Here is a 23369-nt window from a genome sequence, read left to right on the forward strand (position 1 = left end):
GGGCACGCGCGCCGGAACCTTTCCGCCGCCGTGACGCGACATCCATTTCGCCCATTCCGGCCACCAGGAGCCTTCATTATAGGTGGCGCCCTCAAGCCACTTTTCCGGCGTCTTGGGCTTCCGGCTGTTGCTGTAGAAACCATATTTCGGCTTATCGCCCGGCGGATTGACCACGCCAGCGATATGTCCGGAGCCCGCTAGGCAGAACTTGATCGGGCCGGAATAGATCTGGGTCGCCCGGTAGGTCGACATCCAGGGCGCGATATGATCTTCCTTCGTCGATAGGATAAAGGCTGGCGTCGTGATCTTCGTAAGGTCGATCGGCGTTCCGGCGAGCGTGAGCGCGCCCGGCTCGACCAGCTTGTTCTCCTGATACATCTTGCGCAGATAGAAGCTGTGCATGACGGCCGGCATACGGGTGGAATCCGAGTTCCAGTAGAGCAGGTCGAACGGAAACGGGTCCTTGCCAAGCAGGTAGTTGTTCACGACGAAGGACCAGATCAGGTCGTTCGCGCGCAGCATATTGAAGGTGTTGGCCATCTCGGCGCCGTCGAGATAGCCGCGCTTGTTCATCTTCTCCTCGAGCGAGGCGAGCTGTGCCTCGTCGATGAAGACGCCGAGCTCGCCCGCTTCCTCGAAATCGACCATCGTGGTGAAGAAGGTGACCGACTTGAACCGGTCATCGCCTTTCGCCGCCATGTGGGCGAGAGTGGCCGCCATCAGCGTGCCGCCGATGCAGTAGCCGATGACGTTCGCTTCCTTCTCGCCGGTCGCCTGCTCGATTGCGCCGAGTGCCGCGATCGGACCCTCGAGCATGTAGTTGTCGAAGGACTTGCGGCTGAGATGCTCGTCCGGGTTGACCCAGGAAACGACGAAGACCGTGAAACCTTGCGAAACCGCCCAGCGGATGAAGGAGTTCTTTTCCCGAAGATCGAGGATGTAGAACTTGTTGATCCACGGCGGAACGATCAGCAGCGGGCGGCGGTAGACCTCTTCCGTGGTCGGCTCGTACTGGATCAGCTGCATCAGGTCGTTCTGGTAGACCACCTTGCCTGGCGCGGTGGCGATATTTCCGCCGACCTCGAAGGCTTCCGGATCGGTCATCCGAATGGCGAGCTTGCCTTTGCCGCGCTCCAGGTCCTCCAGCAGGTTCTGCAGCCCATGCACCAGATTGTCGCCATTCGTCTCCAGCGTCGTGCGCAGCACTTCGGGGTTGGTCATGACGAAGTTCGTCGGCGCCATCGCATCGACGAACTGCCGGGTGTAGAAATCGACCTTCTTCTTGGTCTTCGGATCCAGCCCCTCCGTCTCGGCGACCAGATCCTGCGTCCAGCGCGAGGTCAGCAGATAGCTCTGCTTGATGAAGTCGAAGACGACATTTTCTTCCCAGGCCTCGTCCCGGAAACGGCGGTCGCCGCCGTCGGCCTTGACGGCGGGCTCGGACTCTCCGCCGAACCAGCGCTGCGCCGACCGGTTCCAGATGTCCATATAGCCTTTCCAGAGGTCGAAATGGGCCTGAACGACCTTGGCCGGATTGTTCATCAGCTGGTTGGTGAAGGCGACGAAGGCATCGGTCACATGCATCGGGTCCGGATCGGCGAGCCCGCCTTCTTCCTTCTGTTTGTCGAGGAAATTGGCAACGAGCTTCTGCGATCGCGCTGCGATGTCTTGCATGGTGGCGGCGAATTCAACCGGGTCGATTTGCTTGTGCTCCTCCGAAGGCTCGGGCATTCCACTCCCCACTCTTTGCAGGTGTCGATCGGCTAGGACAGTATGAGTTGTAGGGCGGTTGTGTTGCAAATCCAAGAATCGGCGACCGATTGGCGCATAGGAAACTGTGTTTCGCCAATCTTCTATGGTAAATCCGACGGCGGACAGATCAGCGAACTCCGTTGCGCCGTCGATGTTTGGGGGCGGCTTTCTGAGGGAAGATGGATATGAATAGAGATCGCCGAAGACAGGCCTTGTTTTTCGCCACCGCCCTGACCCTGTCGTTGGGCGGTTGCTCGTCGGTGCCCGACGCGCTTAATCCGGTGGAATGGTACGAGAAGTCGACCGAGGCCGTCGGCAGCTGGTTCGAGGAAGACGATTCCGCTCAGACCGGTGACACGGGGACCTATCCGAATGTCGCTTCGGTGCCGGACAAGCCGACACCGAACACGTCGAGCGCCGATCGCGCGGCGATCCGTGAGCAATTGGTGGCGGACCGTGAGAATGCCCAGTATGACGACAGCAAGGCGGCGCCCGTCGTCAGCGACGCGGCGGCCCAGCCGTCGGTACCGGCCGCCGCTCCCGAGCCGGAACCGATCAAACCGGTCCGCATGACCTCGACCGATGAGGCGACTCGGCAGATCGCTCCTCCGCCGGCGGCAACAACGCCCTCCCAGGTGGCGCAGACAGCATCGCGTTCTAGCCTCTGGCCGAATGCGCCGGCGCCCACCTCCGCCGGAGACCGCGCAGTGACCAATGCGCAGGTCGGTGATCCGGTCACCCGGACCGGTATCCCGGTCGGGCCGTCGGATATGGTGAGCCAGCGCGCCGTGCGGTCCTCGAGCGGAACGGAGCCGGCGGAGACAGTTCCGGCGGCTGACGCAAGCACGCCGCAGCAGCCGGTTCAAGCGGAAGCGCCGCAGGCCGAAGCCCCCCAGGTTGCCTCGGTACCGGCACCGGCGGAGCCGGCTCCCGTTCCGGTCGAGGCTGCAATGCCGCAAGCCGGCTCCGGAGATCTGGCGCTGACACCGCCGGCGTTGGGAGATTTCAATTTCGGCGATCCCAGCGTGATCGTCGACGAAAGCGCGCTGCCGGGTGCCTTCGCTGATTATCAGGGCGGGCAGGGCGGTTCCTATCAGGCGGGCGTGATCCGGTTCTCCAATGGCTCGGCGAGGCTGTCGAGCGCCGATCAGGGTGTGATCCGCGAGCTGGTGCCCTTGATTCGGGACTACAATGCGTCGGTGGAGATCGTCGGCCACGCCTCGAGCCGGACCCGCAACATGGATCCGTTCGAGCACAAGCTGGTGAATTTCGAGATGTCGCTGCAACGAGCGAACGCTGTGGCCGAGGCCCTGATCAATGCAGGCGCGCCATCCGAACGCATTTCGGTGCTGGCGGTTGGCGACAGCCAGCCGCTCTCCTCCGAGGCCATGCCAGCCGGGGAAGCGGAGAACCGCCGGGCGGAGATTTATCTCATCTATTGACCCGCGCAGGGGACAAGGTAACAAAGCAAGTCCTTCACGCCGGGGCGTGAAGGACTTTTCGATATAGATGCGGGGCGGAACCGCTGGCGTGGAAGCCGGGCGGCGGCAGCTCCGGCAGGGGGACGCATTCATGCAACCGTTTAGAGTGGCGATCGCGGGACTTGGAACCGTCGGGGCGGAGACCGCGCGCATTCTGATGACGGATGCCAAGCTTCTGTCCGCCCGGGCAGGCCGGCCGGTGGTGATCACCGCGGTGTCGGCGCGCGACCGGAGCCGCGACCGGGGCGTCGATCTTTCCGGCGTGGACTGGGTCGAGGATGCGGCGGCGCTCGCGGCACGTGACGATGTGGATTGCGTCCTGGAGCTGATCGGTGGATCCGAAGGGGTCGCCTATGACCTGGTGCTGGGCGCGATCCGCTCGGGAAAATCGGTGGTTACGGCGAACAAGGCGCTGATCGCGCATCATGGTGCGGAGATCGCAGGCCTCTGTGAAACGCACGATGTCGGGCTCGGCTACGAAGCGGCGGTCGCGGGCGGTATCCCGATCATCAAATCGGTGCGGGAGGGTTTTGCCGGCAACCGTATCGGACGGATCTACGGGATCCTTAACGGCACCTGCAATTACATCATGACGGTGATGCGCGAGACCGGGCGGCCGTTTGAGGACGTGCTCGCCGATGCGCAGCGGCTGGGTTATGCCGAGGCCGACCCGTCGTTCGACGTCGATGGCATCGATGCCGCGCACAAGCTGGCGATCCTGTCGGCGCTGGCCTTCGGCCATCATGTTGATTTCGAGAACGTGCATATCGAAGGCATCCGCCACGTCTCGCCGCTCGACATCTCTTTTGCCGAGGAACTCGGCTACCGGATCAAGCTGCTCGGCATCGCCGAGGAAACCGGGGACGGCGTGCAGCAGCGCGTGCATCCCTGCATGGTCAAGGCGGATACGCCGATCGGTCAGGTCGAGGGCGTCTTCAACGCCGTCGTCGCCGAGGGCAACGCCGTTGGCACGACACTTTCCTACGGGCGCGGCGCGGGCGCGGGACCGACCGCCTCGGCCGTGCTCGCCGACGTGATCGACCTCGCGGCGAACCGCAAGGTTCCGGTCTTCGGTCTGCATTCGAGCCAGCTCTCCCCGGCGCGTACGGCCCCCGTTTCGGCCCTTTCCAGCTGCTACTATCTGCGTCTGATGGTGATCGACCGCCCGGGCGTGCTGGCCGACGTGACGGCCGTCTTCCGGGATCACGGCGTCTCAGTCGAGGCGATGATCCAGCGCGTGCGCAATCCGGAGGAGCCGGTTCCGCTGGTTCTCACCACGCACGAGACGCCGGAACTCCAGATCAGGGCCTCGATCGAGGAACTCGCGCGGCTGGACGCCGTGACGGAAGAGCCGCGACTGATCCGCATAGAAGAATTTTAGCCCGCTGCCGGGATCGATTCCCGGCACGGAACGCACTGAGACAGAAGAACAAAGGACACTGCAATGGCCGACAAGGAAACCCAGGGCGCCCTGACCATGGACCGGAACCTCGCACTCGAGCTGGTGCGGGTGACGGAGGCGGCGGCGCTTGCCGCTTCGCGCCTGATGGGACGCGGCGACGAGAAGGAAGCGGACCAGGCTGCGGTCGATGCCATGCGGAACGCGCTGAACAATCTCGATATCGACGGCACCGTCGTGATCGGCGAGGGCGAACGCGACGAGGCGCCGATGCTCTATATCGGCGAGAAGGTCGGCAAGGGCGGCCCGAAGATCGACATCGCGCTCGATCCGCTGGAAGGCACCACCATCACCGCGAAGGGTGGCCCGAACGCGCTCGCTGTCGTCGCCATGGCCAATGAGGGTGGTTTCCTGAACGCGCCGGACGTCTACATGGACAAGATCGCGGTCGGCGGAAACCTGCCGGAAGGCGTGGTCGATCTCGACAATACCGTGCTCGAGAACCTGACCAACCTCGCCAAGGCGAAGAATATGGCGATCGAGGATCTCGTGGTCTGCATTCTCGACCGTCCGCGCCACAGCGAGCTGATCGCCCAGGTGCGTGCCGCCGGCGCGCGCATCATGCTGATCTCCGACGGCGACGTCTCCGGCGTCATCGCGACCTCGCAGCCGATGAGCGGCGTCGATATGTATATGGGCTCCGGCGGGGCGCCTGAGGGCGTGCTGGCGGCGGCCGCGCTGCGCTGCATCGGCGGCCAGATGCAGGGTCGGCTGCTGTTCCGTAATGACGATGAGAAAGGCCGGGCGCACCGTCTCGGCATCACCGATCTCGACCGCAAATACGGTCTGCTCGATCTCGCCAACGGCGACGTGATGTTCGCCGCCACCGGCGTCACCACCGGCACCATGCTGCGCGGCGTACGGAAGTTTCCGGGCGGCGCCTTCACCCATTCGATCGTCATGCGCTCCAAGACCGGTACGGTCCGGACCATCGAGGCGCATCATGACTGGACCCGCAAGTCCGCCGAGACCGGTTTCGACCCGAACTGAGTGCCGTGAAAAGCTTCCTTGGCGTCGAACGGTCCTTCACCGGCAAACGCTGGGTCGCACGGCATGGCACTGATCCCGAGACCGAGCGCATCGGTCTCGCGATTGCCCAGCGCTTCGGCTTCCCGGAACTGGTCGGCCGGCTGATCGCCGCGCGCCAGATCGGCCTCGACGAGGTTGAAAGCTTCCTCGATCCGACTCTGAAGTCGCTGATGCCCGATCCGGGCGTGCTCAGGGACATGGATACCTGCATCGCGCGCCTTGTCCGTGCGGTGCGGGAGGGCGAGCGGATCGCGGTCTTTTCCGACTACGACGTCGACGGCGCGACCTCGGCGGCGATCCTGATCCGCTACCTGCGCTGGATCGGCGTGGATCCTTTACTTCACGTTCCGGACCGGATCGAGGAAGGCTACGGCCCCAACACGCCGGCGCTCCTCAAGCTGAAGGAACGGGGTGCAACCCTGGTCGTGACGCTCGATTGCGGAGTGACCGCCTACGAGCCGCTGAGCGAAGCGGCGGCGGCAGGTCTCGAGGTGATTGTCGTCGATCACCACATGGCGGAACCGGAGCTGCCGAAGGCCGTCGCCGTGGTCAATCCGAACCGGATCGACGAGGACGGGGCGCTTGGCCATCTGGCGGCATGTGGCGTCACCTTCCTGGTCACCGTCGCGCTCAATCGCGCGCTGCGGGAAAGCGGATTCTTTTCGGGAAAACGCGAGCCGAACCTGTTGCATCTGCTGGATCTGGTCGCACTGGGCACGGTCTGCGACGTCGTGCCGCTCAAGGGGCTCAACCGGGCCTTCGTGATCCAGGGGCTGAAGGTCATGGCCCAGCGCGGCAACAAGGGCATCGTCGCGCTGTCCGACGTCGCCGGTGTCGATGCTCGGCCGGAACCCTATCACCTCGGATATGTTCTCGGCCCCCGGGTCAATGCCGGCGGGCGGGTCGGCAAAAGCGACCTCGGTGCGCGCCTGCTGCTGACGGACTCGGATGCGGAGGCAGGAACTCTTGCCGCGGAACTTGAGCGCTTCAATGCGGAGCGCCGCGAAATCGAGGCCCGGGTGCTCGCCGAGGCGGAAGCGCTGGCGGCGGAGCAGCCGCAGGATCTTCCGGTGATCGTGGTTGCGGGCGAGGGCTGGCATCCGGGGGTGATCGGCATCGTTGCCGGTCGCCTCAAGGAGCGTTACGACCGTCCGGCCTGCGTTGTCGCGCTCGACGGAAATATCGGCAAGGGGTCCGGCCGTTCGGTCCCGGGCGTCTCGCTCGGTCCGGCCGTCATCGCGGCCCATCAGGCGGGGCTGCTGGTTGCCGGCGGCGGGCATGCCATGGCCGCAGGTTTCACTGTCGAAGCGGGGAAACTCGACGCGTTCCGCAGCTTTCTCGGCGAGCGAATCCACAGCGAACTCGAAGGCGAGCCGATCGTTCCCACGCTTTCCGTTGATGCGCCCCTGGCGGCAGGCGGGGCGAGCCGGGATCTGGCGGACACGATCCAGAAGGTCGGTCCGTTTGGTGCCGGAAATTCGGAGCCGCGCTTCGTGCTGACCGACGTCAGGGTGGTCGATGTGCGCGAGGTCGGAACCGGCCATGTGCGCTGCATCTTTTCCGGAGCGGATGGCCGGCGCGTGAAGGGGATCGCCTTCCGGGCGCTGGAAAGCGATCTCGGTCCGGCACTGATGAAGAGTTCGGGGCGGCCGATTCATGTGGCCGGGCATCTTCGGCCGGATGACTGGAATGGACGGAGCGACGTCCAGATTCTGATCGACGACGCGGCCGAGGTTGGCTGACTCGGGCCCCATGAGAAATAGAAACGGCGCCTAGAGGGCGCCGTTTCGCATTGTGTGGGCCTGATAGGGATCAGTGGAGCGCGATCGGCGCGCCCATCGATCCCGTGGCGCCGGCAACCGGCGTCGGGGAGTAGATATAGGCGAACTGATAGACGCCAGCCGCGGCCAGTTCGGAGAGCTTGAGATTCTCCTGGTTGACGATCCCATGACGGGTCTGCAGGAAGGTGTGGACGCAGAAGACGCAGGCCGGGTCAGGGTTCGGTACGGCATCTACCGGCCAGGTGTCCGCTCCCGTAACGCCGGCTTTCACGTCCTCGGCGATCCAGCGCGCGACTTCCATGCCGATGCCGGGGCAGCCGTCATTATAGACAGCGGGATTTCCCCAGTGCTTTTCCCATCCGGTGCGGAAAATGATCGCGTCACCCTCTGCGAACTGGAAGCCTTCCATGCCTTGCTTTTTCAGCGCGGCCTGAACATCGGCCATGGTGATCTCTTCGCCCTTGGCCATCGAGTCGACGCCGCGGACGGCGGCGATATCGAGCAGGATGCCGCGGGCGATGATCGGGTGCAGCTTCTCGGTCCCGAGTTTGACGAGCCCGTAAGGTGTGATCATTTCTTCGGCGGTCACACCGTTATACCAGCGCATCTCGCTCTTGTTGCCGCCCTTGCCGATATTCACGCCGATATGACCCAGCCCATCGAACTGGGTGCCGACCTGGCCGATCTCGGTTGCCAGGAACTCGTCGTTCCACATCACCTGGTTGCCGCCGAAGGCACCGCCGGTCGGCGATCCCGGAATGCGCAGCGAGAACTTGCGCGCGCCGAAGAGCGGCATGTCGGCCGTATAGGGATGGCCGATCTTGAAAGCCTTGCCGGTTTTCACCTGGGCCATGGCCCGCATGATCACTTCCGGCTTCGTATACCAGTTCGTGGAACCGGCTTCGTCGTCGGCGCCCCAGAGCGCATTCGGCCACCATTTGGAGCCGAGCGGCGTTTCCATGTTGGTGCCGTCGACCCAGGGCTTGCCGGCGCAGTCCTTCCAGTTCTCCGGCGTACATTCCGCCTTGGCGGCTCCACCGAACGACACCGCGCCTGCCAGAAGCAGCGCGCCGATTGTCAGGTTTCTCATGATTTCCTCCCGGTTTTTTATGGCGGCATCGTTAGATACTGGAGCGACCGCCTTGGCTCCGTCGGATGATTATTTTCGACTTTTGCAGGAACCGCAAAAAAGATTTCTCAGGCCATGCGGGAAGGGGAAATCTGGGCTTGATTTCCAAAGGGTGAGCGGTTACACCAACGCCTCGCTCGACGACGACCCCTTCGTCTAGAGGCCTAGGACACCGCCCTTTCACGGCGGCAGCACGGGTTCGAATCCCGTAGGGGTCGCCACTTTCCTCGGTGCGCCGGGCGATCGGATGATCCAAGCGATCTCCACGACGACCCCTTCGTCTAGAGGCCTAGGACACCGCCCTTTCACGGCGGCAGCACGGGTTCGAATCCCGTAGGGGTCGCCATTTCCCGGAAAATTTCTCGGCATTGCTCACAGTGTTTTGGCACAATGGAGCCATGCGTACGGCCATTGTCACATATGCCCGTGTAGCGAACGACAGAGGGAATCCGGTATTTCTCGCCGCGGGAAACCGGCTGCGCCTGGTTCCTGCGTACCATGCGCTTGCCAATGAAGGAACGGCACCGGTGATCTTCGCCGGAGCGGACGAAGAGGATATTCTCGCCAACCGTCATTTCCGGGAGAGCGAGCAGGTGCTCTTTGGAAAGTTCGTCAAGCCGATGCCGGAACTGATCGAGTTCTGCCGGCGGCGCGGCAAGCGGATCGTTTTCGACTTTTGCGACGATCCCTGGGACTATCCGGAACTCAGACCGACCATTGCCGCCGGGGCCGAAGCCGATCTTTGCACCACCAGTTCGGACGGGCTTGCGCGGAAGTTGAAGGACCGCCTCGACGTGCCGGTCGAAGTGGTCAAGGAGCCGCCGGATTGCGCTTACGGTGTGCCGCGTGTCGCTCCCATCGGAAACAGGGTCCGTCTTCTCTGGTTCGGTTCGGACAGCAATGCCGATTCGCTTGGAGGGCTGGTCGAAACACTGATGCCGCTGACGCCGGAGCACAAGATTGAGCTGACACTGGTCGGCGGCGAAAGACGGGCTTATGAACCGGTTCTGGCCGCTGCCACGCGGCATTTCTCGATTGTTTTCAGGCAATGGGAAATTGGACTGCTCGATCGGGCCATGAGGCGCTCCGATATCGTGCTGATCCCGAAACGCGGCGGACCCTGGAGCAGGTTCAAGAGCGAGAACAGACTGGTGACGTCACTGGCCGGCGGCCGCATTGCCGTCGCCGGACAGATCGAAAGCTACGAGAAACTGTCCGACTGGTGCGTGCTCACAAGTGATTTTCGCGCCGCTGTGGCGGATATCCTCGAACGCCCGAAGCTCTACCGGAAAAAGGTTGTGGCCGGCCAGAAACATGTCCGCCGGCACTACGATCCTGCCGTGATCCGGAGGCATTGGCAGGAGATTTTGGGCTGATCCTTGCCCCGCTTGCTCCAGGCGATAACCCGTGACACACTCCGGCCAATCGGCCCCTTCGTCTAGCGGTCCAGGACGTCGCCCTCTCACGGCGAAAACACGGGTTCGAGTCCCGTAGGGGTCACCAACACTTTATCGGCACGATCTGGGACACCACCTTTAGCGAGCCACTCACGGGGGAGGGTTCCATGCTGAAGCGTGCGGGATTGTTTCTGGTCGCCGCAATGGCGGTCGGCTCCGGCGCTTATGCCGCCGACATCCAGCCTGAAGGGCCGAGCGGCCTGACCGCGCAGTCCGGCGGGACGGCGAAGCGTTTCATGGTCGCTGCCGCCAATCCACACGCGGCAGACGTCGGCTACGACATCCTGAAACGGGGCGGCAGTGCCATTGATGCAGTGGTCGCCGTGCAGCTGATGCTCAATCTCGTGGAACCGCAATCCTCGGGCATCGGCGGCGGGGCCTTCCTGGTCTACTGGGATGCGAAGAGCGGCAAACTCACCACCTATGACGGCCGCGAGACCGCTCCCGCGGCGGCAGGGGCGGACTATTTCCTGAAACCGGACGGGACGCGGAAAAAGTTCTGGGATGCCGTGAATGGCGCCGGGTCGGTCGGCGTGCCGGGTACCGTCGCGCTGCTGGAGTTGGTGCACAAGGCCCATGGGCGCCTGCCGTGGAAGGAACTTTTCCAGCCGTCCATCGCGAAAGCCCGTGCCGGTTTTGAGATTTCGCCCAGACTCGCTGGCGCGATCGAGGATGCCGCGGATCGCGGTTTGCCTGATCACGATGCGACTCGGGCCTACTTCTATGCGCCCGACGGAACGCCGAAGGCGGCGGGGAGCATTCTCAGAAACCCGAACTTCGCCGACACTCTCGAGACGATTGCCGACAGCGGCGCTGCCGCGTTCTACAAAGGTAAAATCGCGGAGCAGATTCTCGCCGCCCTGGCGACAACGCCCGGCAATCCCAATCCGATGACCGCGGCCGATCTCTCAACCTACCGGGCGAAAGAGCGCGCCCCGGTCTGCGTCGATTACCGGGAGTACGAAATCTGCGGCATGGGGCCTCCGAGTTCCGGAGCCCTTACGGTCGGGCAGATTCTCGGCATGCTGTCCCATTTCGATCTGAAAGCGGCCGGGTTCGGCCCCGAAGCGGCGCATCTCTTCGCCGAAGCCTCCAAGCTCGCTTTCGCGGACCGCGCTCTCTACATGGCGGACAGCGATTTCGTCGAGATGCCGATGCGGGGTTTGCTTGATCCACATTACCTGCGCGCGCGCGCAGCCCTGATCAGCGCCCGGGCGGCGATGGAAAAGGCTGAGGCCGGCAACCCTCCCTTTGCGCGACGTGGCGACCTGGCGCCGGATCTGCAGCCGGAGCGTGCGGGCACCAGCCATTTCGTGATCGTCGACGGGGAGGGTAACGCGGTCTCCATGACCACGACCATCGAGACCGGCTTCGGCAGCCGATTGATGGCGGGCGGCTTTCTCCTCAACAACGAGATGACGGATTTCTCCTTCCTGCCCGAAAAGGACGGACACCCGGTGGCAAACCGTGTCGAGGGCGGCAAGCGTCCGCGCAGCTCTATGTCGCCGACCATCGTGCTGAAGGACGGAAAGCCGGTGATCCTGATCGGGTCCCCGGGCGGAAGCCGGATCATTCCCTATGTCGCCTGGGCGCTGATCGGGATGATTGACTGGGGGATGAGCCCGCAAGACGCGATCGATATGGGCCATGTCAGCAACCGGAACGGGGCGACGGATCTGGAGGAGGATACCGTGGTCGCCGCGTGGAAGGCTGCGCTTGAACTCAAGGGACACGAGGTCAAGGTCGCCCCGCTCAATTCCGGATTGCACGCGATCCGCATCGGTGACGGTCTGCTGCTCGGCGGCGCCGACCCGCGCCGCGAGGGCGCGGTGCGAGGCGACTGATCGGTTACCAATAGAGCGGATAGCGCCGCCCAGGCTGCAGGTTGTTGAAGAGCAACGCGACAATCACGATCAGGACCGCTCCGGCAAGCACTGGCGTCAGCAGGAAGCCGAAACCCGGTTGCAGCAGAAAGACCACGATCGGGTCCGCCCCCGCGGGCGCATGCCCGGTCCCAGTCCACTGCATCGCCGCCACCGCCAGTCCAACCGCGAGGGCCATTGCGGGCCAGCCCGGGCCGAAGAGCGCGAGGATCGCGAGACCGACCCCGGTTGCCACGAGATGCCCGAGGACGATGTTCCGGGGTTGAGCGAGCGGGCTCTCCGGCAGCGCGAAGGCGAGGAAGCAGGAGGCGCCGAAAGGCGCCATCATTAGCTCCGCTCCGAAAAGCTGGGACAGTCCGGAGACGACGAGGATCGCGAGAGTCGCGCCAAGGCCGCAAAGGATCGAGACGACCGCCCTGGCGGGATTGGGGCTTTGCCCGGTACCCGCCATTTTTCGAACCAGCTTCAGCATTCGCAATGGCCGTCCGTCCGTCCCGAGAGCATCCCTTCCAGATAACAGATCCGTTCCTCGAGCGGACGGGTGCGCGCCATGATCTCCGCCTCGGTGAAGCGGGGCTCGATATGTTGCGGGCAGTTCCAGTCGAACGCCTCGACGGTCAGCACAACGGCCCGTTCCACACGCGCCCGGTAATCGGGCATTTCAAGCGAGGCGACGAGCTCCGGGGCCTCATCGCGATGCACAATCCTGGCGCGGGCCCAGATCTTCAGGCGCCGTTGCCGGGCGTAGTCCATCAGGATCAAGGCGACGCGGTCGTTGCCGGAGATGTTGCCGACGCTCAGATATTGCCGGTTTCCGCGGAAGTCGGCATAGCCGATGGTTCGGTCGTCCAGCACCTTGAGGAACCCTGCCGGACCGCCCCTGAACTGGACATAGGGCCATCCTGTTTCCGAGACCGTGGCCTGGTAGAAGCCGTCACGAGCCTCGATGAAGCCGGTTTCGATCGTGCCGAGCGTTGCGGGTTCGGCCGGTACTCCGTCGAGGCGGCTGTAGATGGTGCGGCTGCCATAGCGTTCCTGCGCCTCCAGCACCGAAGGGGTGAAACTGATCTCTGCGAAGTTGCCGGACATATCCTTCTCCTTTTTTTGAAAGGGCAGCGGGAGCGGGCGGGGGGATGCCCGCTCCCGCCGATCCTCAGGCGGCGCGTGCGGTGAGCGCGACCTTCGGGAAATCGATGTCGATCTCGGTCGACTTAGCGAGAATGTTGGTCAGCAGATTCATGCCGACATGCACCACGATCTCGACGATCTCGGCATCGGAGTAACCGGCATCGCGCACGGCATTGAACTCGGACGCGGTCAGCGCACCTCTGTTTTTGTTAAGCGAGAGGGCAAACCGGACGGCTGCCGCAGCCCGGTCGTCGGTCGAACCGCCGTCACGGTTCGCCGCCATGTCGGCGTCGGTCAGACCGGTCTTGCGACCGATCGCAGTATGTGCGGACAGGCAGTACTGGCAGGCGTTCTCGTCGGCGAGGGCGATGGCGATCCGCTCCCGCGTCCGGGCGTCGAGTTCGCCGGCTCCTGCGACGCCGTGCAGGCCGAGGAAGGAATTCAGAGCCACCGGAGACTGTGCCAGAACGGCAAGGAAGTTCGGGACCATGCCGAGCTTGCCCTTGATGGCGTCCAGCAGGGCGGTCTGTTCGGCGTTGGCGGTGTCGGCGGTGACTTTGGCAATGCGAGCCATGATTTGGTCCTTTCTGAGCGGGCGGGGTGAGGGGAAAAGGGTCGTCGTCGCCCGGCACCGGATAGATGGATGCTTTCGCCTGCCGAATGAATGCGTGTAAGTTGGAAGAAACCATTCCAGTAAGTGGAATAAAGAATGGATCGGTTTCGCGAATTGCAGGTCTTTGTGAAAGTCGCCGAGGAAGGCGGGTTTGCGGCCGCGGCACGCGCATTGTCAATGTCGCCGCCAGCGGTCACGCGTGCTGTCTCGGCACTCGAGGAGCGACTTCAGTCTCGGTTGCTCGTACGCACCACCAGGACCGTGCGTCTGACCGAAAGTGGGCAGCGTCTGCTGGCGGACGGCCGTTCGGTGCTTTCCCAGCTGGAGGAGGCCGAGGATCTGGCCCGAGGAGCCCGGCGGATCCCGCGCGGGCATCTGAGGGTGACGGCGCCCGCTCTGTTCGGCTGCTACGTCGTCGCCCCGCTGCTCGGCACTTTTCTCAGCGAACACGAAGAGGTGACGGCAGAGACGCTTTTTGTCGACCGGGTAGTGAATGTCATCGAGGAGGGGCTGGACGTGGCGATCCGGATCGGGGAACTGCCGGACTCCTCCCTGACTGCCATCCGGGTCGGAAGCGTCTGCCGTGTCGTTGCCGGTGCGCCCGCCTATTTCGAGGAGCATGGAGTGCCTGCGCATCCTCGTGATCTGGCGAACCATCGTCTCATCAACCCGCTGGCCTTCGGTGGCAGGATCGCCTGGACGTTCCGGGAGGACGGGCGCGATCTTCTGGTCGAGGCCCCGACGCGGCTGGCGCTCAATACCAACGACGCAATCCTTGAACTCATGCGGGCGGGCTGGGGAATATCGCGGCTGCTTTCCTATCAGGTGGCACCGAGCGAGGCCCAGGGCACGCTGCGGACCGTGCTCGACGAGTTCCGGCCGGCTCCGGTTCCGGTCCATGTGGTGCATCCGGAAGGCCGTATCGCCTCGGCGAAAGTGCGCGCCTTTGTTGATTTCATGGTTGAGGAGTTGCGTCGGAACGAGATTCTGCGGCGGCAGGGATAAGGCAAATGAAACTGACGACACTCGGCTTCGATGCCGACGACACGCTCTGGGAGAACGAGCGATTCTTCAAACTGACGCAGGAGCGCTTCACCGAGCTCTTGGCGGACTTCGCCGACCCGGATCATCTCTCAGAGCGCCTCTTGGCGGCGGAGCGGCGCAATCTCAGGATCTACGGATTCGGCATCAAGGGCTTCACCTTGTCGATGGTGGAGACCGCCATCGAAGTGACGGAAGAGCGTGTCCCGGCTCATGTGATCGAGAAGATCCTCGCCGCCGGTCGGGAGATGCATGACCATCCGGTCGAAACCCTGCCGCATGTGCGTGAGACGCTGGCGCTTCTGGCGCCGTCCTACCGCATGATCCTGATTACCAAGGGCGATCTCTTCGACCAGGAGCGGAAGCTCGCGGCCTCAGGGCTCGGCGAACTGTTCGATGGTATCGAGATCGTCAGCGACAAGACTGTCGGAACCTATCAGCGAATCTTCACCGAATATGGCGATGGTCCGGCGCAGGCGATGATGGTGGGGAATTCCCTCAAGTCCGACGTCGTGCCGGCGATCGAGGCCGGAAGCTGGGGCGTGCATGTCCCGCATGAGGTGCAATGGGATCTGGAACATGCGGAGGAGCCGCTCGAAGCGCCGCGCTTCCGCAAGCTCGCGCACCTCGGGGAGATTCCGGAGCTGGTTTCCCGGATCGGCTAGGCCGCTCCGCCGTTGACGCCAAGCTCTTCAAGGTATGGTGCCATATGCTCCGGCGCCGGCGCTTCCACATGGACCGGCGGCTTGCTCTGCTGCATCGGCAGTGTGAGGCTTCGGGAGTGCAGCTGGAGCTGTTCGCCCGGACGGCGTTCGCCATAGGCGGCATCGCCAATGATCGGGCAGCCGAGGGCGGCGAGATGGACGCGAATCTGGTGTGTGCGGCCGGTCCGGGGGTGGCATTCGATCAGACACAGTCCGTCCGTCTCCGCCAGTACGCGGTAGTCCGTGATGCTGGCCTGGCCCGCCGGATCGACGAGCATGCGCCAGCCCTTGCCCTTGTCGGAGATCTTTCTGAGCGCCAGGTCTATCCGTCCTTCGCGCTGCTCTGGCGCTTTTCGGGTGAGCGCCCAGTAGGTTTTCTCGACCAGACCCTCGCGAAACAGTTTTCCGAGCTTCTTCAGCGCCTTGGGATGACGGCCGAGAACCAGGCAGCCGCTGGTGTCGCGATCGAGCCTATGACCCAGAGCAGGAACGTGTCTCAGGCCGTATTGCAGATGCCTGAAATGAGCCTCGAGATTGTCGCCGCCGCCGGGACCTCCATGGACTGGAAGGCCGGCCGGTTTGTCCACCACGAGGATCAGGCCGTCGCGGTGCAGAACCCGGTTCTGGATCTCCTCTGGCGTCATCTCTCGAACCTCACAATTGAAACGGCCCCGCTCCGGGATCGGGCGGGGCCGTCTCTTCCATGTTTCGCTCGGGCGAATTACTTCGGCAGCGAGCCCTGAACGCCCTCGACATACCAGTCCATACCGAGCAGCGCGCCATCATCCAGCTTCTCGCCGGCCGCAACCTTCACGGCACCGCTCTGATCCTTGATCGGACCTGTAAAGGCAAAGACCGAGCCGTTCTTCTGGCCCTCGATCGCGTCGTTGGCTAGTTTCTGCACGTCCGCCGGAATGACGGAGTTGAACGGCGCCATCTCGACCATGCCGGACTTGATGCCGCCCCAGGTGTCCTCGGACTTCCAGGTGCCGTCGAGAACCGCCTTGGCGCGGGCGACGTAATAGAAGTCCCAATTGTCGATGATCGCGGAAAGCTGGGCCTTCGGCGCGAACTTCGCCATGTCGGAAGCCTGACCGAAACCATGGACGCCACGGGCCTCGGCGACCTGCAGCGGGGCCGGGGAGTCGGTGTGCTGCAGAATGATATCCGCACCCTGGTCGATGAGGGCCTTGGCGGCGTCGCCTTCCTTGGCCGGATCGTACCAGGAATTCACCCAGACAACCTTCACTTCGGCGGTCGGGTTGACCGAACGGAGCGCGATGGTGAAGGCGTTGATGCCGCGCACGACTTCCGGAATCGGGAAGGAGCCGACATAGCCGATCACGCCGGACTTGGTCATCTTGCCCGCGATCAGGCCCGCGACATAGCGGCCCTCATAGAAACGGGCGGCATAGGTCGAGACGTTGTCGTCGCGCTTGTAGCCCGTCGCATGCTCGAACTTCACGTCCGGGAACTTCTTGGCGACCTTGACGGTCGGATTCATGAAGCCGAAGGAGGTGGTGAAGATCAGCTTGTGACCGTCACTCGCGAGCTGACGTATGACGCGCTCGGCGTCCGGGCCTTCCTGAACATTCTCGACGAAGCTCGTGGTCACCTTGCCGGCGAGTTCCTTTTCGATCGCCTGGCGACCGATGTCGTGCCGGTAGGTCCAGCCGTGGTCTCCGACAGGGCCGACATAGACAAAGCCGACCTTCAGATCTTCCGCCTTCGCGGCCGGGGACGCTACACCTGCAGCCAGCACCGCCGCCATACCGGCTCCGCCGAGAAGGGCGCGCATGATGTTTTTTATCATTGAGTTCTCCTGAATTGGTGAAGCCTCTTGCGAGCAGCGCCGGTTTGCGTCCGGCCTTCTAAGCCCGCGGGGTGTACCTCCCGAAACGGCTGCGGGCACGTATTGCCGCGCCGCCTGAATGCCCGCGGCGGCACACCGCCCGGACAGCGGGCAAATATGACAATTCAGGATTGTTCTGTGAAGCGCGTTCGAGGCATTGAGGGCGCAAAAATGCACCTGGGGGAAATCGGAGTCGAAGCACCGGATCCGCGAGCGGGAATAAAGGCCCTATGCGGCTCTGTCTGACAAAGCCGCGAACGCACACTTTCGGCCCGCGAACAGCAGGCGCACCGCCCGGACCTGATGCCTGGGCTAGCCGAAGAAGGTCAGTCGGCGATCGAAAGGTTGACCGCTTTCGGTCCCCGCGCGTCTTCCTGCACCTCGAAGTTCAATTTCTGACCCTCGGAAATGGTGGCAAGACCCGAATTCTGGACCGCTGACACATGCACGAAAACATCACGCGAACCGTCTTCCGGCGTGATGAACCCGTACCCCTTGTCCGTCTTGAAGAACTTCACTGTACCCGTCGGCATTTGGGACACCTCTCCTCACTCACCGCACTCTACTTAAAAAAATTGCAAAAAGCAGCTTCAGACACGCTTTAGGAGAAACGCCCTGCGCAGGCCGGCGGTAGCACTCCATGAATAAAGTCGTCTATCGGCTATTAATGAAATAGGGGCGCTCCGCCGGGGCGGCAAGTGAAGGTGTGATTAAAAAAAATCGCTTTCGCTCGCCTGGGGCTGTCGGCGTCATGGCGGCAGGATTGGCGGAAAGCTGAAGAAAAATGACCGCGCCGGAACGATGAGGGAGGCGGGGAATACCCTGATCGTTCCTTAGATGGCGCGGCCGTACTCTGACTCTCAGGGGTATGAATCTCATACCGGAATGGAGGGCCGGTGATCGTCAACGCGGGGAAACGTTATCTCGACGATGTCTCTGAGCCCGTCCTCCTGATGATAAGTAGATAGGGATGTTTTCGCGCAATCGCTGTGGGAATCCGCACGAAGGGATTCTCTGAATCGGGCCATTGCGCGTCGCTGCGTTGAAAGCCGGGTTTCGCTATCCGGTTGTGAAGTGTGCGCTCCTCTTGCAAGATAGCAGATCGGGTCGCTCCGGCTGGCCCGGTCGGGTTGCTGGGGCGTGGCCCGGTTCAGCTGTGCGGGGGGATTCCGGTGTCGACGATCAATCGCAGCCTTGCGGCAAGCACATTGCTGCAGGATCTGCCGCCAGAGAAAATTGCCGATCTCGACAAGAGATGCCGCTGGCGAAATTTCGAGGCCGATCAGGTCATCATCAATCTCGACGATGAATCGACGGACGTCTATTTCATCATCTGGGGCGATGTCCGGGTCACGGTATTCTCGGAAACAGGCAAGACCGTGATCATTCAGGACCTAAAGACCGGCCATCATTTCGGGGAGTTCTCGGCGATCGACGGCGGGCGACGGTCCGCCAGCATCGTCGCCATGAGCCGCACGGTGGTGGCGGTTCTGCCGGCGGAAGCCTTCCGCGATCTTCTGATGGAGTTTCCTGAACTGTCGCAGACGGTGATGCGGCGGATGGTCGGCTCGCTGCGCAATCTGGTCGAACGCGTTGTCGAGTTCAGTACCCTCGGGGTCAGGAACCGGATCCATGCCGAACTTCTGCGACTGGCGCGGGCCGGGCGGATCGTCGAGAATACCGGCCGGATATCGCCGCCGCCGACCCATGCCGAGATCGCAGCCCGGATCAGTACGCATCGCGAGGCGGTGACGCGGGAGTTGAAGGCGCTGGAGCGCAGCGACCTGTTGGAGCGCACGCGCGGCGCCTATGTCGTAAAGGACCTCGCGGAACTGAAGCGCATGGTCGACGATGCCCGGGCAGGACGGGAAGGCTCCTGATCGCAATTGCTGCAGTGCGACATTTTAGTCGTGAAGCATATTCGAACTGACACATTCCCGGGCTAAGGTTACCGTGTTGCAATGCAGCATAACGAGGTCCCGCAATGTCTATCAGGAACCTGGACAAGCTCTTTAACCCGAAATCGGTCGCGATCATCGGGGCGAGCAACCGGGATCAGTCGGTCGGAAAGGTGCTTTCGCGCAACCTTCTCGGCGATACCTTCAACGGGCCGGTGCTGCCGGTAAATCCTCACGAGAACGCCATTGGATCGACGCTCTGTTATCGCAGCATAGGCTCGCTGCCGATGGTGCCCGATCTTGCCGTGATCTGCACGCCGGCGGCCACCGTACCGACGGTTCTCGAGGAGCTCGCGGCAAACGGCACGCGGGCGGCGGTCGTCGTGACCGCGGGCTTCGGTGAGGCGGACGGCGAGGGCGCGGATCTCGCGCAGGAGATAAAGCGCATCAAGGCGCAATATCCGCTGCGCGTCGTCGGTCCCAACTGCGTCGGCATCATGGTACCGCCGATCGGTCTCAATGCCTCGTTCCTCCACATCCAGCCGCCTGCCGGGAACCTTGCCTTCGTGACCCAGAGCGGGGCCGTCGCCTCCGCCGTGGTCGACCATGCGGCGCATCACAATATCGGCTTCAGCCACGTGGTCTCGCTCGGCAACATGACCGACGTCGATTTCGGCGACATGCTGGACTATCTCGTCGCCGATCCGAACACCAAGGCGATCCTGCTCTATATCGAGTCCATCAGCAGTCCGCGCAAGTTCATGTCCGCGGCGCGGGCGGCGGCGCGCAACAAGCCGGTGATCGCGATCAAGTCGGGCCGCAACGCCGCGGCCGCGAAGGCGGCGGCCTCGCATACCGGCGCGCTTGCCGGCTCCGATGAGGTCTATCACGCCGCCTTCCGGCGTGCCGGCATCCTCCGGGTGTACGATCTCTTGGAGCTGTTCGACGCGGTGAACACGCTCGGCACCGGCCTGAAGGCGGCGAGCGACCGGCTTGCCATCGTCACAAACGGCGGCGGGCTCGGCGTGCTGGCGACGGAAACGCTGATCGAGCAGGGCGGCCGGCTGGCGGAACTGGCGCCGGAAACGGTCGAGGCGCTCAATGCGAAGCTTCCCCACACCTGGTCGCGCGGCAATCCGATAGACATCATCGGCGACGCCCCGCCGGAGCGCTACGAGGCGGCGCTCGAGGAGGTGGTGAAGGATCCCAATGTCGACGCGGTGCTGGTGCTGAACTGTCCGACCGCGATCGCCGACAGTGTGATGGCGGCGGAAAAGGTCCGGGCGGTCATCGCGAAGAAGCCCAGGGTGCCGATCCTGACGAACTGGGTCGGCGAGGGGGCGCAGGAGGAGGCGAAGAAGGCCTTCTACGCCGCGTCCGTGCCGTCCTACAACACGCCGAACCAGGCGGTGACCGGCTTCATGCACCTGGTGCGTTACAAGCGCCGCCGCGACCTGCTGATGCAAACCCCACCCTCTCTGCCGGAAGGCTATCATCCGGAGACGGAGAAGGCGCGGGCGATCATCAACCGGGCGCTGGCCGAGGAGCGTGAGTGGCTGAGCGAGCCGGAAGCGAAGGACCTGCTGGATTGCTACGGCATTCCCGTGGTCGAGACGCTGATCGCGAAGGACCCGGAAGAGGCGGGGCTCGCCGCCGTCGAACTCGGCAATCACGTGGTGCTGAAGATCCTCAGCCACGACATCACCCACAAGAGCGATGTCGGCGGTGTCCGGCTCGATCTGACGGGCCGTCAGCAGGTGGTGAACGCGGCCGACGAGATGCTGCGGACGGTCAGGAACGTCAATCCGGAGGCGCGGATCGAAGGGTTTGCGGTGCAGCGCATGGCCACCATGCCGCATGCCGAGGAACTGATCATCGGCATTTCGACGGACGAGATCTTCGGTCCGGTCATCCTGTTCGGCAAGGGCGGCGTCGAGGTCGAGGTCGCGAAGGACAGCTCCGTCGCGCTGCCGCCGCTCAACATCCCGCTGGCGCAGGACCTGGTGCAGCGCACGAGGGTCTGGTCGCTGCTGCAGGGCTACCGCAACCGCCCGCCGGCCGCCGTCGAGGAACTGGTCTCGGCATTGGTCAAGCTCTCGCAGATCGCGATGGATTTCCCCGAGATCCGGGAGCTCGACGTCAACCCGCTCTATATCAACGACCGCGGCATCCTCGCGCTCGACGCGCGGGTCCGGGTGCAGAAGGCTGAGGACGCGGTGCCGGTCGCCATCGAGCCCTATCCGAAGCATCTGGAGCGCCATATCAGCCTCGACAGCGGCCTCGCGCTCAATGTCCGCCCGATCCGGCCGGAGGACGAGCCGGCGCTGCTGCAACTGATCGAGAAAAGTTCGCTCGACGACCTGCGCCGCCGCTTCTTCGCGCCGATCAAGACGCTGCCCCACGAGACCGCGGCGCGCCTGACGCAGATCGACTACGACCGGGAGATGGCGCTGGTGGCGGAAAGTCATGGCGAGATTCTGGGCGTGGCGCGCCTGACCGCCGATCCGCATTTCGAGACCTGCGAGTTCGCTGCGCTGGTGCGCACCGACCAGCAAGGCCAGGGGCTCGGCCGCCGCCTGATGGGCGACCTGATCCGGCATGCCCATTCGCGCGGGCTGAAGAAAATGATCGGCTACGTCATGGCCGAGAACAAGGGCATGCTCGCGCTCTGCCGCGATCTCGGCTTCACAGAGACCGCCTCGCCGGACGATGTCGGCACCCGTCTCGTCACGCTGGACATCGCCAGATAGAGCTGCCCGATTCTCGTCTCGTTCTTTGCATAATTACCATCGACGCTTCGGAGCGGATGGCCGGGAGAGGGCGCGATGAGGAGAGCAAGGGACTGGCGTCACGGACTTGCCGCGGCGGCCATGTTGTTGCTCATTGCCCTGCGTCCGGCGGGCGCCGCTGAGCGCGAGATCGCCATCGTCAATATCGGCTGGCATACCGGCATTGCCCTGAAAGTCGCCGATATCGACCCAGCGCTGATTCCCGAAGCGCGCTATTTCGTCAATTTCTCCTGGATCGAGTTCGGCTGGGGCGACGCGGAGTTCTACCGCACCCCGGATCCTGACCTTTCCGTCTATCTCTCGGCGGCCTTTGGCGGCAACGGTTCGGTGATGCATCTGGTTGGGATGCTTCCGGAGCCGGCGGATTATTTTACCTCCTCCGAGGTGGTGTCCGTCGGCCTGAGCGAGGCCGAACACCGGCATCTGCAAGCCTACATCGGCAGCGGCTTCAAGCGCGGCGCGGACGGCGCGACGCTGGAGCCGGCCGGACACGGGCTCTATCCGGCCAGTCTCTTCTTCGACGCGCTCGGCAGCTTCAGTCTCGCCAATACCTGCAACAGCTGGGTGGCGCGCGGCCTTGCCGAGGCGGGCCTCGAGATTGAGCCGGACGGTATCATCCGGGCCGAAGGCGTGATGGACGCATTGCGGGCGGCGCTCGCCCGGCGCTAGTCTTGAGCGATCAATTCGCTTCTTCGGGACATATCATGCAGGTCGATCTCAATTCGGATCTGGGCGAAAGCTGGGGCACCTACGAGCTCGGCGCGGACGCGGAAATGCTGGGGATCGTCTCCAGCGCAAACGTCGCCTGCGGCTTTCATGCGGGCGATCCGAACGTGATGCGCGAGACGGTGATCCGGGCGCGCGACGGCGGCGTCGGGATCGGCGCGCATCCGGGCTATCTCGATCTCTGGGGCTTCGGACGCCGGCGCATCCAGGGCGACAGCCTGCACGATCTGGAGAAAATGGCGGCCTACCAGATCGGTGCCCTGATGGGGCTGGCGGCGCTGGAAGGCGCAAAGGTCACCCATGTGAAGAGCCACGGCGCGCTCGGCAATGTCGCGGCGGAGGACGACGAGGTCGCGCTGGCGATCGCGAAGGCGGCGAAGGCGGTCGACCCGGACCTCATCTATGTCGTCATGCCCGGAATGGCGACGGAACGGGCGGGCGAGAAGGTCGGGCTCAGGATGGCGCGGGAAATCTATGCGGACCGGGCCTACCAGGCGAACGGCAATCTCGTGCCGCGGAGCCAGCCCGGCGCGACCATCCACGACGCGGACGAGGCGGCGGAGAACGTGCTGCGCATGATCGAGGCGGGCGCCGTGCTGACGCAGGACGGCGGACGCATCGAGGGGCGGATCGACACGATCTGCGTC

20 protein-coding genes and 3 tRNA genes are annotated in these 23369 nt (G+C 63.7%); 15 read left to right on the top strand and 8 right to left on the bottom strand.

What is annotated here, in order from left to right:
* A partial coding sequence (phaC, locus tag JJ959_RS19910; RefSeq protein WP_292887798.1) for a class I poly(R)-hydroxyalkanoic acid synthase occupies positions 1-1731 on the bottom strand: 1731 nt, incomplete at its 3' end.
* 206 nt (positions 1732-1937) lie between these two features.
* Here phaC and JJ959_RS19915 point away from each other — a divergent pair.
* From JJ959_RS19915 to recJ, 4 genes are all read left to right on the top strand, one after another.
* A complete protein-coding gene (locus tag JJ959_RS19915; RefSeq protein WP_292887801.1) occupies positions 1938-3194 on the top strand; it encodes an OmpA family protein in 1257 nt (418 codons plus the stop codon).
* 130 nt (positions 3195-3324) lie between these two features.
* Complete coding sequence (locus JJ959_RS19920; RefSeq protein WP_292887804.1) at positions 3325-4614, top strand: homoserine dehydrogenase; 1290 nt, start codon at positions 3325-3327, stop codon at positions 4612-4614.
* 63 nt (positions 4615-4677) lie between these two features.
* Positions 4678-5682: a class II fructose-bisphosphatase gene (glpX, locus tag JJ959_RS19925; RefSeq protein ID WP_292887807.1), complete on the top strand. Its 1005-nt coding sequence runs from the start codon at positions 4678-4680 to the stop codon at positions 5680-5682.
* The gene (recJ, locus tag JJ959_RS19930) at positions 5679-7463 is read left to right on the top strand and encodes a single-stranded-DNA-specific exonuclease RecJ (protein WP_292887853.1); all 1785 of its coding nucleotides are present in this window, start codon (positions 5679-5681) and stop codon (positions 7461-7463) included. The genes glpX and recJ overlap by 4 nt, the downstream gene beginning before the upstream one ends.
* A gap of 70 nt (positions 7464-7533) precedes the next feature.
* Here recJ and JJ959_RS19935 read toward each other — a convergent pair whose 3' ends face one another.
* Complete coding sequence (locus JJ959_RS19935; RefSeq protein ID WP_292887810.1) at positions 7534-8592, bottom strand: cyclase family protein; 1059 nt, start codon at positions 8590-8592, stop codon at positions 7534-7536.
* Between the two features lie 184 nt (positions 8593-8776).
* Here JJ959_RS19935 and JJ959_RS19940 point away from each other — a divergent pair.
* The 5 genes from JJ959_RS19940 (at position 8777) to ggt (ending at position 11932) form a co-directional block, all read left to right on the top strand.
* Positions 8777-8852: transfer RNA gene (locus JJ959_RS19940), tRNA-Glu, on the top strand.
* Positions 8853-8901: 49 nt separating this feature from the next.
* A tRNA-Glu gene (locus JJ959_RS19945) sits at positions 8902-8977 on the top strand.
* Positions 8978-9029: 52 nt separating this feature from the next.
* The gene (locus JJ959_RS19950) at positions 9030-10007 is read left to right on the top strand and encodes a hypothetical protein (protein ID WP_292887813.1); all 978 of its coding nucleotides are present in this window, start codon (positions 9030-9032) and stop codon (positions 10005-10007) included.
* Positions 10008-10058: 51 nt separating this feature from the next.
* Positions 10059-10134: transfer RNA gene (locus JJ959_RS19955), tRNA-Glu, on the top strand.
* A gap of 61 nt (positions 10135-10195) precedes the next feature.
* Positions 10196-11932 carry a gamma-glutamyltransferase gene (gene ggt / locus JJ959_RS19960; RefSeq protein ID WP_292887816.1) on the top strand — a complete coding sequence of 579 codons (1737 nt, stop codon included), beginning with the start codon at positions 10196-10198 and terminating at the stop codon, positions 11930-11932.
* 4 nt (positions 11933-11936) lie between these two features.
* Here the strand turns inward: ggt and JJ959_RS19965 are convergent, their stop codons facing one another.
* From JJ959_RS19965 to JJ959_RS19975, 3 genes are all read right to left on the bottom strand, one after another.
* On the bottom strand, positions 11937-12443 hold the full coding sequence (locus JJ959_RS19965; RefSeq protein WP_292887819.1) for an HPP family protein: 507 nt from the start codon (positions 12441-12443) through the stop codon (positions 11937-11939).
* A complete protein-coding gene (locus tag JJ959_RS19970; RefSeq protein ID WP_292887822.1) occupies positions 12437-13060 on the bottom strand; it encodes a pyridoxamine 5'-phosphate oxidase family protein in 624 nt (207 codons plus the stop codon). The genes JJ959_RS19965 and JJ959_RS19970 overlap by 7 nt, the downstream gene beginning before the upstream one ends.
* A gap of 64 nt (positions 13061-13124) precedes the next feature.
* Complete coding sequence (locus JJ959_RS19975; protein WP_292887825.1) at positions 13125-13673, bottom strand: carboxymuconolactone decarboxylase family protein; 549 nt, start codon at positions 13671-13673, stop codon at positions 13125-13127.
* A gap of 135 nt (positions 13674-13808) precedes the next feature.
* Between JJ959_RS19975 and JJ959_RS19980 the strand changes: the two genes are divergently transcribed.
* On the top strand, positions 13809-14717 hold the full coding sequence (locus JJ959_RS19980; protein WP_292887828.1) for a LysR substrate-binding domain-containing protein: 909 nt from the start codon (positions 13809-13811) through the stop codon (positions 14715-14717).
* A gap of 5 nt (positions 14718-14722) precedes the next feature.
* Positions 14723-15418 (top strand): HAD family hydrolase, encoded by a 696-nt coding sequence (locus tag JJ959_RS19985; RefSeq protein ID WP_292887831.1) that lies wholly within the window; start codon positions 14723-14725, stop codon positions 15416-15418.
* On the opposite strand, the gene JJ959_RS19990 is transcribed toward JJ959_RS19985, so the two are convergent.
* From JJ959_RS19990 to JJ959_RS20000, 3 genes are all read right to left on the bottom strand, one after another.
* Positions 15415-16101 (bottom strand): RluA family pseudouridine synthase, encoded by a 687-nt coding sequence (locus JJ959_RS19990; protein ID WP_292887834.1) that lies wholly within the window; start codon positions 16099-16101, stop codon positions 15415-15417. The genes JJ959_RS19985 and JJ959_RS19990 overlap by 4 nt on opposite strands.
* A gap of 77 nt (positions 16102-16178) precedes the next feature.
* Positions 16179-17270, bottom strand: coding sequence for a BMP family ABC transporter substrate-binding protein (locus tag JJ959_RS19995; RefSeq protein WP_292887837.1), 1092 nt, complete (start codon positions 17268-17270; stop codon positions 16179-16181).
* A gap of 365 nt (positions 17271-17635) precedes the next feature.
* Entirely contained in the window at positions 17636-17842 is a 207-nt protein-coding gene (locus JJ959_RS20000) for a cold-shock protein (protein WP_366817097.1), read from the bottom strand.
* Positions 17843-18481: 639 nt separating this feature from the next.
* Between JJ959_RS20000 and JJ959_RS20005 the strand changes: the two genes are divergently transcribed.
* The 4 genes from JJ959_RS20005 to JJ959_RS20020 all read left to right on the top strand — a co-directional run.
* Positions 18482-19189 carry a Crp/Fnr family transcriptional regulator gene (locus tag JJ959_RS20005; protein ID WP_292887843.1) on the top strand — a complete coding sequence of 236 codons (708 nt, stop codon included), beginning with the start codon at positions 18482-18484 and terminating at the stop codon, positions 19187-19189.
* Positions 19190-19293: 104 nt separating this feature from the next.
* Entirely contained in the window at positions 19294-21957 is a 2664-nt protein-coding gene (locus JJ959_RS20010) for a bifunctional acetate--CoA ligase family protein/GNAT family N-acetyltransferase (RefSeq protein ID WP_292887845.1), read from the top strand.
* A 75-nt stretch (positions 21958-22032) separates the two neighbouring features.
* Positions 22033-22665: a DUF2459 domain-containing protein gene (locus JJ959_RS20015; protein WP_292887848.1), complete on the top strand. Its 633-nt coding sequence runs from the start codon at positions 22033-22035 to the stop codon at positions 22663-22665.
* Positions 22666-22700: 35 nt separating this feature from the next.
* Positions 22701-23369: 5-oxoprolinase subunit PxpA (locus JJ959_RS20020; protein ID WP_292887850.1), on the top strand; the 669-nt coding region annotated here is incomplete at its 3' end.

The organism is Nisaea sp. (assembly GCF_017640745.1).
Lineage (GTDB): Bacteria > Pseudomonadota > Alphaproteobacteria > Thalassobaculales > Thalassobaculaceae > Nisaea.

Bases quoted from the DNA above. Each gene is read 5' to 3' on its own strand.
- JJ959_RS19920 (WP_292887804.1), top strand. From the start codon at position 3,325: ATGCAACCGTTTAGAGTGGCGATCGCGGGACTTGGAACCGTCGGGGCG.
- glpX (WP_292887807.1), top strand. From the start codon at position 4,678: ATGGCCGACAAGGAAACCCAGGGCGCCCTGACCATGGACCGGAACCTC.
- JJ959_RS19915 (WP_292887801.1), top strand. From the start codon at position 1,938: ATGAATAGAGATCGCCGAAGACAGGCCTTGTTTTTCGCCACCGCCCTG.
- JJ959_RS19995 (WP_292887837.1), bottom strand. From the start codon at position 17,270: ATGATAAAAAACATCATGCGCGCCCTTCTCGGCGGAGCCGGTATGGCG.
- JJ959_RS19965 (WP_292887819.1), bottom strand. From the start codon at position 12,443: ATGCTGAAGCTGGTTCGAAAAATGGCGGGTACCGGGCAAAGCCCCAAT.
- JJ959_RS19950 (WP_292887813.1), top strand. From the start codon at position 9,030: ATGCGTACGGCCATTGTCACATATGCCCGTGTAGCGAACGACAGAGGG.
- JJ959_RS19980 (WP_292887828.1), top strand. From the start codon at position 13,809: ATGGATCGGTTTCGCGAATTGCAGGTCTTTGTGAAAGTCGCCGAGGAA.
- JJ959_RS19985 (WP_292887831.1), top strand. From the start codon at position 14,723: ATGAAACTGACGACACTCGGCTTCGATGCCGACGACACGCTCTGGGAG.
- JJ959_RS20010 (WP_292887845.1), top strand. From the start codon at position 19,294: ATGTCTATCAGGAACCTGGACAAGCTCTTTAACCCGAAATCGGTCGCG.
- JJ959_RS20015 (WP_292887848.1), top strand. From the start codon at position 22,033: ATGAGGAGAGCAAGGGACTGGCGTCACGGACTTGCCGCGGCGGCCATG.
- JJ959_RS19970 (WP_292887822.1), bottom strand. From the start codon at position 13,060: ATGTCCGGCAACTTCGCAGAGATCAGTTTCACCCCTTCGGTGCTGGAG.
- JJ959_RS19975 (WP_292887825.1), bottom strand. From the start codon at position 13,673: ATGGCTCGCATTGCCAAAGTCACCGCCGACACCGCCAACGCCGAACAG.
- JJ959_RS20000 (WP_366817097.1), bottom strand. From the start codon at position 17,842: ATGCCGACGGGTACAGTGAAGTTCTTCAAGACGGACAAGGGGTACGGG.
- JJ959_RS19990 (WP_292887834.1), bottom strand. From the start codon at position 16,101: ATGACGCCAGAGGAGATCCAGAACCGGGTTCTGCACCGCGACGGCCTG.
- JJ959_RS19935 (WP_292887810.1), bottom strand. From the start codon at position 8,592: ATGAGAAACCTGACAATCGGCGCGCTGCTTCTGGCAGGCGCGGTGTCG.
- ggt (WP_292887816.1), top strand. From the start codon at position 10,196: ATGCTGAAGCGTGCGGGATTGTTTCTGGTCGCCGCAATGGCGGTCGGC.